The sequence below is a fragment of the Brevibacillus sp. YAE8 genome, assembly GCF_057543335.1.
In genome coordinates this window covers 39,678-53,992 of sequence record NZ_BAAIYG010000017.1, presented here as the reverse complement: position 1 = coordinate 53,992, position 14,315 = coordinate 39,678, and the positions used below count along the sequence as shown (strand labels likewise).

Sequence of the window (14,315 nt, the reverse complement as noted above, 5' to 3'; positions counted from 1 at the left end):
CCTGATTTTTTTGGAACACTATGACCAAAAGCGACATCGTACGAAAGTGGGAGTACATGATGAAGATAAAAGAAGTGATTGTGGTGGAGGGGAGAGACGATACCGCTGCGATCAAGCGGGCAGTTAACGCGGACACGATTGAGACAGGCGGCTCTGCCATCCACGCCAGAACGATCGAAAAAATCCGGCTGGCACAGCAAAAGCGCGGCGTCATTATTTTTACCGACCCGGATTACCAGGGGGAGCGCATCCGCAAAATTATCAGCCGATCGGTGCCGGGCTGCAAGCACGCCTTTATCACGCAAGAGGACGGCACGAAAAAGGGCGATATCGGGGTAGAGAACGCTTCTCCTGACGTGATTGTTCGCGCGCTCTCGGAAGTCCGCACAGAGATGGCGGAAACGGTCGGGGAGATTACGGCTGACGATCTTCTGAAAAACGGATTGACGTCAGGCGGCGACGCCAAGGAGCGGAGAATCAAGCTGGGCGAAGCATTGGGCATCGGATACGCCAACGCCAAGCAAATGCTGCAACGGCTCAATGCCTTTCAGATCAGTCGCGCGGAATTTGAGGCGGCGATAGAAGCCATCAACAAAGAGAGGGAGTAAGCGATGACGCAAGCAACAGGCAAGGATATTGCCACACCTACGCGAACGAAGGAAATTTTGGAGAAGTACGGCTTCTCCTTTAAAAAGAGCCTGGGACAAAACTTCTTGGTGGACACCAACATTTTGCATAACATTGTCGCCGAAGCCGATCTGACGAAGGACAAAGGCGCAATCGAAATCGGGCCAGGCATCGGCGCTTTGACCGAGCAATTGGGACGAGCAGCAGGCAAGGTCATGGCGATTGAGATTGACCAGCGGCTTCTGCCTATTTTGCAGGATACGCTGTCGCCCTATGAAAATATCGAAGTCGTGCATGGAGACGTGCTGGAGCTTGATCTGAAAGCGCTGATTGCCGAGAAGCTCTCCGGGGTAGAGAAGCTGAGCGTCGTAGCCAATCTGCCCTATTATGTGACGACGCCGATTTTGATGAAGCTCCTGGAAGAAAGGCTGCCGCTTGAGAACATCGTCGTGATGATCCAAAAGGAAGTGGCTGAGAGAATCGCGGCCAAGCCCGGAACGAAAGACTACGGCTCTCTCTCGGTAGCGGCGCAGTTTTATGCGGAAACAGAAGTCGCGATGATCGTCCCGGCCAGTGTGTTTATTCCTCGTCCGAACGTCGATTCTGCGGTGATCCGGCTCAAGGTCAGAGATCGTCCGCCTGTCGATGTGGACGACCAGGACGTGTTTTTCCGCGTGGTGCGCAGCTCGTTCGCCCAGCGCCGGAAAACGTTGTTGAACAACCTGATGAACGGTCTGTTTCTCAAAACACAAAAGGATGAAGTAATACAGATGCTCGCCGACATCGGCATCGAACCGACCAGACGCGGCGAAACCCTCAGCATCGAAGAGTTCGCCCGCCTAGCCAACGAAGGCTTGCGGCGCGGCCTGATTGGGCAATAAGACAAACTTGGCCTCCGTTTTTGTACTGAAAAAGCCAAAAACGGAGGTTTTTTTGTCGATTTTGGCGTAAAAAAAAGCTTCGCAGCGGGCAAGCTATCACCGGAAAGCGTTGCGGGAGCAAGGTTTTGCAAAAGCCTGCACATACTATGCAGAAGTGGTGACAAATATCTACTTTTTTTATGAAAAAAACCCCGTTGACAAAATATCTACAGGGTTGCTATAATTTTTTATTTCTTTGACAAAATATATGTGAGCTGTTATAATAGATGTAAGCGAGGTGGATGGAACAATGGCAAGAAACGCGTTACTTGACATTAAACGCAGTTTAGACGGGCACATTGGTGAGCGCATCCTTCTGAAAGCCAATGGAGGTCGCCGAAAAACCGTCGAACGAAGTGGCATCCTCGAAGAAACATACCCATCTGTGTTTGTGGTAAAGCTTGATGACGATCAACTCTTTGAGCGGGTCTCTTACAGCTACGCTGACATCTTGACGGAAACAGTAGAGTTGACGGTGTGCCGCGAAAACGAGCACATCCGCATCACATTTGTACAACAGTAGAGCCCTTTTGGGTTCTACTGTTTTATTTTTGCTATCAAAAGGTTGTAAATATTTGGGTGACAAGATGAAAAGTCTGGACTTGGAGCACACTATACCTGTCAACGGGAAGGGAGGATGCTATGGGTCGCAGACGAGGAATGATGTCGGAGCAGTTCAAGATGGAACTCGCCAAGGAGCTTGGCTTTTACGACAAGGTACAAGCAGAAGGTTGGGGAGGCATCACGACGCGTGACGCGGGAAACATGGTGAAGCGGGCTGTACAGCTTGCTGAAGAGGCGCTGGCCGCAAGACGGTCATAGCCCGGTGTTGGACGCAGGCGGACACATCCAATCTCACGGAGAATACCATACAGACTCGTTGACAGGGCCGGGGCTTCCCGGCTTTTTTGCTGCCGAAAACACTGCTGAATTTTCGAAATAACCATAATGATCTCGATCCTGTTCTTTTTGGGGGGTTCAAGTGGCAGGAGAGAGATTGGCTATGCTACAATAAGAGACTAGGAAATTTAGTAAAGTAGGCAGAGGTGAACAACGTGCGTATCTCGGTCAAAGCTCCGGCCAAAATCAACCTGACCCTCGATGTGCTTGCCAAACGGCCGGACGGTTATCACGAAGTAGAAATGGTGATGACTACCGTCGACTTGGCAGATCGTGTAGACCTGACTCTGCGCGAAGATGGTGAGATTACGCTGGACTGCTCTGCCAGCTTCGTACCGGATGATATCCGCAATCATGCTTATAAAGCGGCAGTGCTTTTAAAAGAACGCTATCAAGTGCGCCAAGGCGTACGATTGTATATCGACAAACAGATCCCGGTCGCAGCCGGACTGGCGGGCGGCAGCAGTGATGCGGCAGCGACGCTGCGCGGTTTGAACCAGTTGTGGAATCTCGGCTTGACCGTGGACGAGCTTGCGGAAATCGGCGCAGAAATCGGTTCTGACGTCCCTTTTTGCGTCTATGGAGGAACCGCGCTGGCAAAAGGGCGCGGCGAGCAAATCACGCATCTGGAAACGCCCGCTCCTTGCTGGGTCATCCTGGCGAAGCCGCCAATCGGCGTGTCCACTCCTGATGTATATGGAAACTTGCGTGTCGACAAAATCGACAATCATCCCGATACAAAACAAATGCTCCGGGCTGTTTCCGAGCAAGATTTTTCCCTGATGTGCCAGTCGCTCGGAAACGTGCTGGAAAACGTAACGCTCTCGCTCTATCCGCAAGTGCGGCAAATCAAGGAGCTGATGATCGCTTCCGGAGCCGACGGAGTATTGATGTCCGGCAGCGGACCGACAGTATTTGCCCTTGTGCAAAAGGAAGCGAAAGTGCATCGGATCTACAATGCGCTCAGAGGATTTGTCAAAGATGTGTTTGTTGTCCGAATGTTAGGCTCCCAAGAAGGGGAAATACTTGCATGAACACGTATAAAAATGATACATTAGCAGCATAATATTCGGTTTTGGAGGAAGAGCCATGAAGAAATTGCGCAGAAGTGCACGTCTGGTAGACATGACGCAGCACTTGCTCGCCCATCCCCATACGCTGACTCCTCTCACTCTGTTTGCGGAACAGTACGGCGCGGCGAAATCATCCATCAGTGAAGACCTGTCGATCATCAAGGAAGCGTTTGAGGTTCAGGGTGTCGGCTTGTTGAAAACGGTGGCGGGAGCGGCAGGCGGAGTGAAGTATATTCCCCAGGTAAAAACGGAAGAGGCTCTTCACTTCATGCGCGAACTGATCGAGCAATTGGCCAATCCGGAAAGACTTTTGCCAGGCGGATATTTGTACATGTCCGACATTCTCGGCAATCCAGCGACTATGGCGAAGATCGGCAAGCTGTTTGCCACCGCTTATGCGGACAAAAACGTCGATGTCGTCATGACGGTGGAGACGAAGGGGATTCCGCTCGCTTATGCGACCGCCATGTTTTTGAACGTGCCCGTTGTCATCGTGCGTCGTGACAACAAAGTAACGGAAGGTTCTGTGGTTAGCATCAATTACGTATCAGGTTCGAGCAAGCGGATTCAGACGATGTCTCTTGCTCGCCGCGGATTGGCCGAGCAGTCCCGCGTCCTGATCGTGGACGACTTCATGAAGGCGGGCGGCACGCTGCGCGGCATGATTGATCTGCTCCAGGAGTTCCGGGCGACTGTCGTAGGCTGCGGAGTGCTGGTAGAGACGACCGCAGATGTTTCCGAGCGTTTGATTGATGAATACGTGTCTCTTGCCAAGCTGCAGGATGTCGACTTCAAGGGCAAGCAGATTGAAATTGAGCTAGGCAGTTTTTTTGAAAATAGAGGGGAGTAGATAAGAATGGCAATCTCTTTTGTTTCAACTGACAAAGCTCCGGCAGCAATCGGCCCGTACAGCCAGGCTGCAAAAGTTGGTCCGTTTCTGTTTGCATCCGGTCAAATTCCGCTGCGTGCAGACGGCACTCTGGTAGAAGGCGACATCGTGGAACAAACCCACCAAGTATTTTCCAATATCCAAGCCGTCCTGGCGGAAGCAGGAGGAACCCTCTCCAACGTGGTGAAGGCGACTGTTTTCATCAAGGACATGAACGACTTTGCGCAGTTGAACGAAGTGTACGGCCAATATTTTGGCGACCACAAGCCAGCTCGCTCCACCGTAGAAGTGGCACGCCTGCCGCGCGACGTAAAGGTCGAGATCGAAATCGTCGCTTATATCGAGGCGTAAACATAACCCGGTCCAATCAATGAAGCATGAAACGGCCTGATGCAGTTGCGTCAGGCTGTTTTTGCGTTGGATATACCATTAGTAATACGAAGAAGCATGTGTAAAGCGGTGATGTTATGAACATATTTATATATTTTTTTAAAAATTGCATAACATCAGCAGGAATATTTACCCAGAGGGTGGAAATACTCCTAAACGCGTTTCATAGATAAAGGGAGTGAACTAGATGGAAGTTACAGACGTAAGACTGCGCCGAGTGAATACGGATGGTAGGATGAAAGCGATTGCATCCATTACAATTGACCATGAGTTCGTGGTTCATGATATCCGTGTCATTGACGGAAACAACGGTATGTTTGTTGCAATGCCGAGCAAACGTACACCTGACGGAGAATTCCGCGATATCGCCCATCCGATTTCTTCGACTACCCGTGAAAAGATCCAAGCTGCTGTCTTGACCGAGTATGAACGCGTGGGTCAAGAAGAAGAGAGCACGATCGAAGCGGGTGCGTAAATAGTACCCCCATACAAAAGCACCCTGTCATTACTGGCAGGGTGCTTCGGCGTCTGGTTAGGCGTAACATTTGGATAAATTGTTTTTTATTTCCTCCTGATCCATTCCTTCCCCAATAAACACGGCGACCATTTTCGGCCCGAAGTTCTCAAATGGAAAGAACAGTACCTGATTGTCCGTGTGCTGGAAGGAGATCAGTTCTTTTTTTCCGTGGAAGAGCACGTACCCCTTTGCCCGATACACGTTTTTGGGCAGATCGTAGAGGAAGTCCTCGAATTTTTTCTCGTCTACTGGACCTGTGAAGGTGTAGGAAAAAGTTTCAATACTATTGTACAGGGAAGGCGTGCTTGTTTTCAGGCCGAGCGATTGTTTGAGCCTGTCCATGGTCGACATGCGGCCGATTGTTTTTTGCACAGGAACAGTGGGTACTGCTTCGGCATCGCGCACATGCTCGAATCGCTTGAGCGATTGCAGCCGGTTGAGGTCGATATTCGCCTGAACGGCTGTGTGGATCGGCGCCTGCGGGTTCAGCTCGATGAGCTTCTGTTTGACGCGCTGGAGCTGTTCATCGCTGACCATATCCGTTTTGTTCAGGAGAATGAGGTCGGCGTACTTCACCTGGTTGCGTACCGTTTTGACCAGCGAGCCTGTGGAGGAAAAGCGCGAGTTGAGGTCCAAAAAGCGGGACGCGTCCACGACGCTGATCGTGCCCTTCAGCTCGATGCGATCGTACAGCTCCGGATGGGTCAGCGTGTCGATCACGTCGATCGGGTCTGCGACTCCCGTCGTTTCGATCAGGATGCGATCCGGCTGCAACGAGTTCAAAATTTCGCGCAAGCCTTCTGTCAGCTCCCCTTTGATCGAGCAGCATATGCAGCCGTCGAGCAGCTTTTTGACAGGGAAACCAAAGCCTTGCAACTGTTCGCCGTCGATATCTTCCTCGCCCATCTCATTCATCAGGACGACTACGTTTTCGTTCTGGACGCGTAGATGAGTCAGCCATTTTTGCAAAAGGGTCGTTTTTCCGCTGCCCAAATATCCGGTCAGCAAGTAGACATCTGCTGGCATTCCTTCCTGCCTCCTTTTCAAAACCTCTTTCGCCCATCAATATATCATTTTTTATCAGATTATTAAATGTTGTCTGTTAGATGAACAACTTTCGGGCAATGTCAGGGAAACGGCGATAATCCTGCATCGATTGTCTTGAAATCCACATATGATTAAGATATAGTCATTGTGGAACTTCTACGATGGAGGGTTGACATGTCTAAGATCCATGCCGTGGTTCTGGCCGCTGGTCAGGGTACGCGGATGAAATCGAAGCTGTACAAGGTCCTGCACCCTGTTTGCGGGAAGCCAATGGTCCAGCATGTTGTGGATACGCTTGGCTCCATGCAGGTTGAGGACATCGTTGTCGTCGTAGGTCATGGTGCTGACGCGGTCCGCGCCAAACTAGGCGAGGGCGTCACTTACGCACTGCAAGAAGAACAGTTGGGAACGGCACATGCCGTTTCGCAGGCAGCGCCGTTTTTACAAGATAAAGAAGGCACTACGTTTCTTTTGTACGGAGACGTCCCTCTCTTGTCTGCACAGACGTTGTCCGCCTTGCTGACCTATCACGAAGAGCAGCAAGCGGCTGCGACTGTATTGACCGCCGTGCTCCCCGATCCGACAGGCTACGGGCGCATCGTGCGCAACGAGGCGGGCGAAGTATTGCGAATCGTGGAACATAAGGATGCGACCGAAGCGGAACGGGCGGTCCGCGAAATTAACACAGGCATATACTGTTATGACAATCGCAAATTATGGAAAGCCTTGGCGGAAGTGAAAAATGACAACGCGCAAGGCGAATACTATGTCACAGACGTTGTCGGCATTTTGCGAGAGGCAGGCGAAAAGGTAGTGGCGTACGAAGCCGTTGACCCTGACGAGACGATGGGCGTCAATGATCGTGTGCAGCTATCGGAAGCGGAAGCGTACATGCGGAAGCGGATTGCCACCAGACATATGCGCAATGGAGTCACCATTATTGACCCGGCCTCTACGTATATTGAAGCCGATGTTGTCATCGAGGCAGATACGGTAATCCAACCGGGAACGATTCTGCGCGGGCGGACAACCATTGGTGCCGATTGCGTGATTGGGCCGCAGGCTGACTTGACGGATGTGCAGGTTGGCTCTGGCGTTACCATTTCTTATGCGGTCATGGTAGAGGCAAGTGTGGAAGCGGAATCAACCGTTGGGCCATTTGCCTATATTCGTCCGGGAACACAGATCGGCCGCAAAGCCAAGATCGGAGACTTCGTCGAGTTGAAAAACGCCAAAATCGGCGAAGGCTCAAAAGTACCTCACCTCAGCTATATTGGTGACGCGGAGATTGGCGATGGTGTGAACATCGGCTGTGGAACGATTACCGTCAACTACGACGGGGCCGTCAAGCATAAAACGACCGTCCAGGACGGGGCGTTCATCGGCTGCAACACCAATCTGGTAGCTCCGGTTACCGTTGGACAAAATGCGTATGTAGCAGCAGGCTCGACCATTAATCAGGATGTGCCAGACAATGCGCTTGCGATCGCACGCGAGCGTCAAGTGAATAAACCAGATTACGCTAGCAGAATGCCTCGCAAGGGCAAAAAGCAATCATAACGGGAGGTTCTAAGAGAAGATCATGGCTAATTACCGCGACCCCAAACTGAAGGTATTTACGTGCAACGCAAACCCTGAATTGGCAAAAGAAATCGCTGAACACATCGGCGTGCCGCTCGGTAACGCGCAAGCTGTGCGTTTTAGTGATGGCGAGTGCCAAATTAAATTGAACGAAAGCGTTCGCGGTTGTGACGTATTTGTTATTCAGCCAACGTCTGCTCCCGTTAATGAGCATTTGATGGAGCTTTTGGTAATGGTCGACGCATTGAAACGCGCTTCCGCAAAAAGCATCAACGTTGTCATCCCTTACTACGGCTATGCCCGACAAGATCGCAAGGCGCGCGCACGCGACCCGATCACGGCGAAACTGGTTGCCAACCTGATCGAAACCGCAGGAGCGCAGCGCGTGATTACCATGGATCTGCATGCGACGCAAATTCAGGGATTCTTCGACATCCCTGTCGATCATCTGCTGGGTGTGCCGATTTTGGGCAAACACTTCTCCGAAAAAGGCTTGAAGGATATCGTCGTAGTGTCGCCTGACCACGGCGGGGTTACGCGTGCCCGCAAGCTGGCCGAACGTCTGGAAGCGCCGATTGCCATTATCGACAAGCGCCGTCCTGAACCAAACGTAGCGGAAGTCATGAACATTGTCGGTAACATCGAAGGCAAGACAGCGATCATTATTGACGATATCATTGATACAGCGGGAACGATCACGCTGGCAGCCAATGCGCTCGTGGAAGCAGGTGCGCGTGAAGTTTACGCATGTTGCACGCATCCGGTGCTGTCTGGTCCTGCGATTGAGCGGATTGCCAACTCGAAGATCAAAGAGCTGATCGTCACCAACTCGATTCCGCTCACCAAAGAGCAACTGATTGACAAAATCACCGTTCTGTCCGTGGCGCCGATCATTGGCGAAGCGATCATTCGCGTACACGAAGAGCTGTCTGTCAGCAAGCTGTTCGATTAAGGCAAGCATCCCCTTTTTGGGGGATTGAAATAAACCTCCTTTGGACAAGCTAGAAAGGAAACTTTTACTAGCGGCCCAAGGAGGTTTTTTTGTGGAAGCGATTCAGGCTCAAGTACGAAATCAGACGACAGGCAATTCTGTGAGGATGCTGCGTCGAGAAGGCTGGGTGCCAGGTGTTGTGTACGGAAGTGACGTGACCAGTCAGTCGATTCAAATCAATGGCCGTGAGCTGGATGCCGCCCTGCGTCAGCAGACGACAAACAAGCCGTTCCGACTGGTTGTGGATGGGACCACTCATGATGTGATGGTGAACGAATTGCAGCGTCATCCAGTCATGGGCAATATTTTGCACGCTGATTTCAAGAAGATCAATATGAATGAAAAAATACACACCTCTGTGCCTGTGCTCATGACAGGCGACCCGGAGCTTGGCGTAGCGACGCTCGTGCGCCACAACGTCGACGTCCACTGCTTGCCTGGCAACATCCCGGAGTCTTTTTTGGTGAATGTCGACGGCTTCAACATTGGAGACGTCGTACTGGCAGCGGATCTGGAAGTTCCGGCGGGCGTAGAGCTTTTGGTTGAGCCTACGGAAGTGCTGATTAGCGTCCTGCCAGTGAAAGCCAAGTCCGAAGAGTCCATCGAAGCCGAGCAAGAGGCTGAGGCTGTAGCAGAAAAAGCGGCAGCTACCGAATAAGGCAAAAGTCGAATCACGGCGAAAGGGTCCGGGTATTTTACTGCCGGGTCCTTTTTCTTTTGTTCGCGATACCATTCTAGTACAATGGGGGAGAGAGTAGGAGGGAATGAACGTGAAAGTAATCATCGGATTGGGCAATCCAGGCAAAAAATATGAAGACACAAGACATAATGCGGGCTTTATGGCCATAGATAAGATTAGCGACAAATGGGGCATTCCCGTTGCGCAAAACAAGTTTCGCGCGCTTGTCGGAGAAGGCAGGGTGGAAGGCGAAAAGGTGCTGCTCGTCAAACCGCAGACGTACATGAATCTTTCCGGGGAATCAGTCGCTGAAGTCCTGAAGTTTTACAAGCTGACTCCAGATGAGCTGGTCGTCATTTTCGATGACCTCGACCTGCCAACGGGGCAGTTGCGCTTGCGGGAAAAAGGCAGCGCAGGCGGCCACAACGGCATCAAGTCGATGATTCAGCATTTGGGAACACAGGAATTTAAGCGCATCAAAGTCGGGATCGGGCGTCCGGAGCCGGGGCGAAGCGTGAGTGATTACGTGCTCCAGTCGTTCCCAGCGGCGGAAAGACCGCAGATTCAGGAAGCGGTGGGGCATGCTGCCGATGCGGCGGCCATGTGGACAAGAGAGCCTTTTATCAAGGTCATGAACCATTTCAACAGCTTGCAAAAATAAGCGGGGCGTTGCAGCAGCCAGGATGGCGCGGATGTATTGCGCTAGTATGATTTTCCACCCAACCGACCATACTAAGCGATATGAAAGGTATGGGGGTGGCATATACATGAGCATACGCTACACGTGTCGTTGCTGCGGCATGAAGATCGCGGAATTTGACGAATCGCAGGTGACAGAAGCGCGGCTCGGGTTTGATTTCTTGACCCCGGAGGAACGTGCTCTTATAATATCGAGAGAACAAAGTGGAGATACGGTCGTCAGCATCACGTGCGACTACTGCCGTGAAGCGCTGATTCAGCATCCAGAGCTTTCGCTAGTCGGAAATCCACTTCAATAAACAGGAGTGGATACTCGTTAGGAAGGCTTGCACTGACAAGGCCTTAGCTTGGGGAGCTAAGGCTTCTTTTCGCATGGTCGACCTGCGGCAAAAATCGCACGTCCAGTCAGGCTCTGGCTGCAGATGACAGAAGAATTAGAGAGGGGATTAGTGAATGCAAGTCATCATTAACCCGATGAAACAAGACTCGAACGTCGGGACAATTGTGGCTGGTTTGGAGAAAGGTCTGCACGAGCAGCTCGTCTCCGGTCTGGCAGGTTCGGCCCGGCAGGCACTGATGGCGGCACTGAAGCAAATAACCGGACGCCCGGTCTGTGTCGTCACGCATAACATGTACCAAGCGCAAAAAGTTTACGAGGACCTGATTGAGCTGGTTCCCTCCGATCAAGTGCTGCTCTATCCCGGAAACGAGCTGATCGGCTCCGAGCTTGCCATCGCCAGTCCGGAGATGCTGGCGCAGCGCATTCATGTATTCAACCGTCTGGCCCAAGGCTTTACGGGTTTTTTGGTTGCGCCGTTTGCAGGGTTGCGCCGTCTGGTCGTCCCGCCGGAGGTGTGGAAAGAAGCGCAGATTACGCTGTCAGTCGGTGACGAGCTGGATGTTGAATCGTTTTTGTCCCGTTGTATCGAGCTTGGCTACGAGCGCGTCGATATGGTCGAGCGAAAAGGCGAGCTGAGTGTCCGCGGCGGCATTATCGACTTGTATCCGATCGATTCGGAGTGGCCTGTGCGCATCGAGCTGTTCGATGTAGAAATTGACTCGATCCGCACGTTTGACATGCTTTCCCAGCGCTCGCTGGAATCCGTCCAGACCTATATTTTGGGCCCGGCAAAAGAAATGATCGCGTCTACGCAACTGCTGATGGAATCGGCTGTCCGCTTAGAGCAGAAGCTCGGTGAAACCGTTGCCAAGCTGAAAGATAGCGCAGCCAAGGAAAAAGTAGTGGAGCGCATCGGTACCGATATTGAACGGATGAAGGAAGGGCAACGCTTTTCCCAGTTGTACTCGTACATCTCGGTGATCTATCCGTCGCAGGACACGCTTTTGTCCTACATGCCGTCCGAGACTCTGCTGATTATGGATGAGCCTTCCCGCGTCCTGGATACGGCTGCCCAGTTGCAAAAAGAAGAGGCGGAGTGGCTGACGGGACGAATCATCCAGGGCGAGTACATGGCTAACCTCAGCTTGTCCCGCACGTATGAAGAGATTGTCTCCCACAAAAAACGGCAGATTGTCCACCTGTCTCTGTTCCTCCGGCAGTCGCCGAAAACCCAGCCGCAAAACATCGTCAACCTGACCTGTCGCACCATGCAAAACTTCCACGGACAGATGAACGTGCTGAAGACAGAGCTGGCCCGCTGGAAAAAGTCCCAGGATCAGATTGTGTTCGTCGCCGCCGATCTGGAGCGCGCAAAGCGTCTGGAACGCGTCCTGCACGATTATGAGATGGAGGCGGACGTGTTGACGGAAGCGGTCGAGGTAGTGCCGCCAGGGCGGCCTACGATCATTCTGGGGAACCTCCAGACAGGCTTCGAGCTGCCGTTAAACAAGCTGGTCGTTATTACGGAAGGCGAAGTATTTACTGCGAAGCAGCGCAAGGCGCGCAAAGTGCAGCAGACGATGAACAACGCCGAGCGGATCAAAAATTATTTGGAGCTCAAGCCCGGCGATTTCGTGGTGCACGTGAATCACGGAATTGGAAAATACCTCGGAATTGAAACCAAGGAAATACTCGGAATTCATAAAGATTACCTTCACATTCAATATGCGGCAGGCGACAGCCTGTTTGTCCCGATCGACCAGATCGACCACGTGCAAAAATACGTGGCGAGCGAGGAAGCGCAGCCGAAAATCTACAGCCTGGGCGGTACCGAATGGAAACGGGTCAAAAACAAAGTCCAGTCTTCCGTCAAGGACATTGCCGAAGACTTAATCAAGCTGTACGCCGCGCGCGAAGCAGCCGTTGGCCACGCTTTTTCTCCCGATACGACCGAGCAGCGGGAATTTGAAGCGATGTTCCCGTATCAGGAGACGCCGGACCAGCTTCGGGCAATTGCAGAGGTCAAAGCGGATATGGAACGCAGACGGCCGATGGATCGTCTAGTATGTGGGGACGTAGGCTACGGAAAGACCGAGGTCGCGATTCGCGCAGCGTTCAAGGCTGTCATGGACGGCAAGCAGGTGGCGGTGCTGGTGCCGACGACGATTTTGGCCCAGCAGCATTACGAGACGTTCCGCGAGCGTTTTGCCGAGTATCCGATTCGCGTCGAGGTGCTCAGCCGTTTCCGTTCGCGCAAGGAACAGAACGCGACGCTAAAAGGATTGAAGGAAGGCACGGTCGATGTCGTCATCGGGACGCACCGCCTGCTCTCCAAAGACTTGATGTTCCGCGAACTGGGACTGCTCATCGTCGACGAGGAGCAGCGCTTCGGTGTGAGCCACAAGGAAAAGCTGAAGCAAATCAAGACAAACGTCGACGTCATTACGCTGACAGCGACGCCAATTCCGCGTACGTTGCACATGTCGATGCTCGGCGTGCGCGATCTGTCCGTCATCGAAACGCCGCCGGAAAACCGCTTCCCGGTACAGACCTACGTCATGGAATACAGCCCTGCGCTGGTGCGCGAAGCGATCGAACGCGAGCTGGCGCGCGACGGCCAAGTCTTTTTCCTCTACAACCAGGTACAGGGCATTGAGCAGATGGCGGAGCAAATTTCCATGCTCGTCCCTGATGCGCGCATTGCGGTTGCGCACGGGCAGATGAACGAAAGCGAGCTGGAGGGCGTCATTCTCGACTTCCTCGAAGGCAATTTTGACGTGCTCGTCAGCACGACGATCATCGAGACAGGGGTCGACATCCCGAATGTCAATACGCTCATCATCTACAATGCTGACAAAATGGGCTTGTCCCAGTTGTATCAGCTTCGCGGACGGGTTGGCCGTTCGAACCGGATTGCCTATGCCTATTTCACGTATCAACGGGACAAGGTGCTGACAGAGGTCGCGGAAAAACGTCTGCAAGCTATCAAGGAGTTTACGGAGCTTGGCTCCGGCTTCAAGATCGCGATGCGCGACTTGTCCATTCGCGGTGCGGGGAACCTGTTGGGCGCGGAGCAGCACGGGTTTATCAACACGGTCGGTTTTGACCTGTACAGCCAGATGCTCAAGGAAGCGATTGACGAGCTGAAGGGCGAGGTCAAGCAGGAAGCGGTGACGCCTGTGGAGATCAATCTGCAGCTCGATGCATACATTCCTTCCATGTACATTACCGACAGCCGGCAAAAAATCGAGATGTACAAAAAGTTCGTCGCCGTATCCACGCTGGAAGATGTCGACGATCTGGCTGAGGAATTGCTTGACCGTTTCGGCCCTGTTCCGAAGCCGGTCGACAACCTGCTGACCATTTCCCGTTTGCGGGTCTACGCCCTGCAGCACCACATCACCGAGATCAGCCAAAAAAATCCGGACGAAATCAAGCTCGTTTTGCATCCTAGCCAAAACAACAACATTGACGGCGGCGCTCTGTTCGCGCTTGCCAGTAGTTGGAGTCGCAGGCTGGGGCTCTCGGGTGGACAACAGATCACCATTACTGTTAAAGTAAAGGGGTTAAGAGAAGACGAGGGCGTACAGCTTGTTGAAAAACTGCTGCGCCAATTTCATCAGGTGCGTAAAGACACCGGTACGGAAAGCCCTGTGTCCTAA

The 14,315-nt window shown here is 52.5% G+C and carries 15 protein-coding genes; 14 read left to right on the top strand and 1 reads right to left on the bottom strand.

The features are described from left to right. The first annotated feature begins 59 nt into the window (after positions 1 to 59). The 8 genes from rnmV (at position 60) to spoVG (ending at position 5,274) form a co-directional block, all read left to right on the top strand. The gene (rnmV, locus tag AC27IT_RS18380; RefSeq protein WP_025848799.1) at positions 60 to 608 is read left to right on the top strand and encodes a ribonuclease M5; all 549 of its coding nucleotides are present in this window, start codon (positions 60 to 62) and stop codon (positions 606 to 608) included. 3 nt (positions 609 to 611) lie between these two features. Further along, positions 612 to 1,508: a 16S rRNA (adenine(1518)-N(6)/adenine(1519)-N(6))-dimethyltransferase RsmA gene (gene rsmA, locus AC27IT_RS18375; protein ID WP_005830486.1), complete on the top strand. Its 897-nt coding sequence runs from the start codon at positions 612 to 614 to the stop codon at positions 1,506 to 1,508. 289 nt (positions 1,509 to 1,797) lie between these two features. Further along, positions 1,798 to 2,070 (top strand): biofilm formation stimulator Veg, encoded by a 273-nt coding sequence (gene veg, locus AC27IT_RS18370; RefSeq protein WP_005830485.1) that lies wholly within the window; start codon positions 1,798 to 1,800, stop codon positions 2,068 to 2,070. A gap of 119 nt (positions 2,071 to 2,189) precedes the next feature. Further along, positions 2,190 to 2,369, top strand: coding sequence for a small, acid-soluble spore protein, alpha/beta type (locus AC27IT_RS18365; protein WP_005830483.1), 180 nt, complete (start codon positions 2,190 to 2,192; stop codon positions 2,367 to 2,369). Positions 2,370 to 2,602: 233 nt separating this feature from the next. Continuing rightward, entirely contained in the window at positions 2,603 to 3,481 is an 879-nt protein-coding gene (gene ispE, locus AC27IT_RS18360) for a 4-(cytidine 5'-diphospho)-2-C-methyl-D-erythritol kinase (protein WP_025848795.1), read from the top strand. A gap of 55 nt (positions 3,482 to 3,536) precedes the next feature. Next, entirely contained in the window at positions 3,537 to 4,370 is an 834-nt protein-coding gene (purR, locus tag AC27IT_RS18355) for a pur operon repressor (protein WP_007776362.1), read from the top strand. Positions 4,371 to 4,376: 6 nt separating this feature from the next. Beyond that, complete coding sequence (locus tag AC27IT_RS18350; protein WP_005828663.1) at positions 4,377 to 4,760, top strand: RidA family protein; 384 nt, start codon at positions 4,377 to 4,379, stop codon at positions 4,758 to 4,760. A 226-nt stretch (positions 4,761 to 4,986) separates the two neighbouring features. Then, positions 4,987 to 5,274 carry a septation regulator SpoVG gene (gene spoVG / locus AC27IT_RS18345; RefSeq protein WP_005828662.1) on the top strand — a complete coding sequence of 96 codons (288 nt, stop codon included), beginning with the start codon at positions 4,987 to 4,989 and terminating at the stop codon, positions 5,272 to 5,274. 57 nt (positions 5,275 to 5,331) lie between these two features. Here the strand turns inward: spoVG and AC27IT_RS18340 are convergent, their stop codons facing one another. Next, a complete protein-coding gene (locus AC27IT_RS18340; RefSeq protein ID WP_005828660.1) occupies positions 5,332 to 6,342 on the bottom strand; it encodes a CobW family GTP-binding protein in 1,011 nt (336 codons plus the stop codon). A 195-nt stretch (positions 6,343 to 6,537) separates the two neighbouring features. Between AC27IT_RS18340 and glmU the strand changes: the two genes are divergently transcribed. From glmU to mfd, 6 genes are all read left to right on the top strand, one after another. After that, positions 6,538 to 7,923: a bifunctional UDP-N-acetylglucosamine diphosphorylase/glucosamine-1-phosphate N-acetyltransferase GlmU gene (glmU, locus tag AC27IT_RS18335; RefSeq protein WP_005828658.1), complete on the top strand. Its 1,386-nt coding sequence runs from the start codon at positions 6,538 to 6,540 to the stop codon at positions 7,921 to 7,923. A gap of 22 nt (positions 7,924 to 7,945) precedes the next feature. After that, the gene (locus tag AC27IT_RS18330; RefSeq protein ID WP_005828656.1) at positions 7,946 to 8,896 is read left to right on the top strand and encodes a ribose-phosphate diphosphokinase; all 951 of its coding nucleotides are present in this window, start codon (positions 7,946 to 7,948) and stop codon (positions 8,894 to 8,896) included. A 91-nt stretch (positions 8,897 to 8,987) separates the two neighbouring features. Beyond that, a complete protein-coding gene (locus AC27IT_RS18325) occupies positions 8,988 to 9,593 on the top strand; it encodes a 50S ribosomal protein L25 (protein WP_005828654.1) in 606 nt (201 codons plus the stop codon). Positions 9,594 to 9,705: 112 nt separating this feature from the next. Continuing rightward, complete coding sequence (pth, locus tag AC27IT_RS18320) at positions 9,706 to 10,275, top strand: aminoacyl-tRNA hydrolase (protein WP_005828653.1); 570 nt, start codon at positions 9,706 to 9,708, stop codon at positions 10,273 to 10,275. A gap of 106 nt (positions 10,276 to 10,381) precedes the next feature. Further along, complete coding sequence (locus AC27IT_RS18315) at positions 10,382 to 10,612, top strand: anti-sigma-F factor Fin (RefSeq protein WP_007776375.1); 231 nt, start codon at positions 10,382 to 10,384, stop codon at positions 10,610 to 10,612. Between the two features lie 154 nt (positions 10,613 to 10,766). Beyond that, the gene (gene mfd, locus AC27IT_RS18310; RefSeq protein WP_005828649.1) at positions 10,767 to 14,315 is read left to right on the top strand and encodes a transcription-repair coupling factor; all 3,549 of its coding nucleotides are present in this window, start codon (positions 10,767 to 10,769) and stop codon (positions 14,313 to 14,315) included.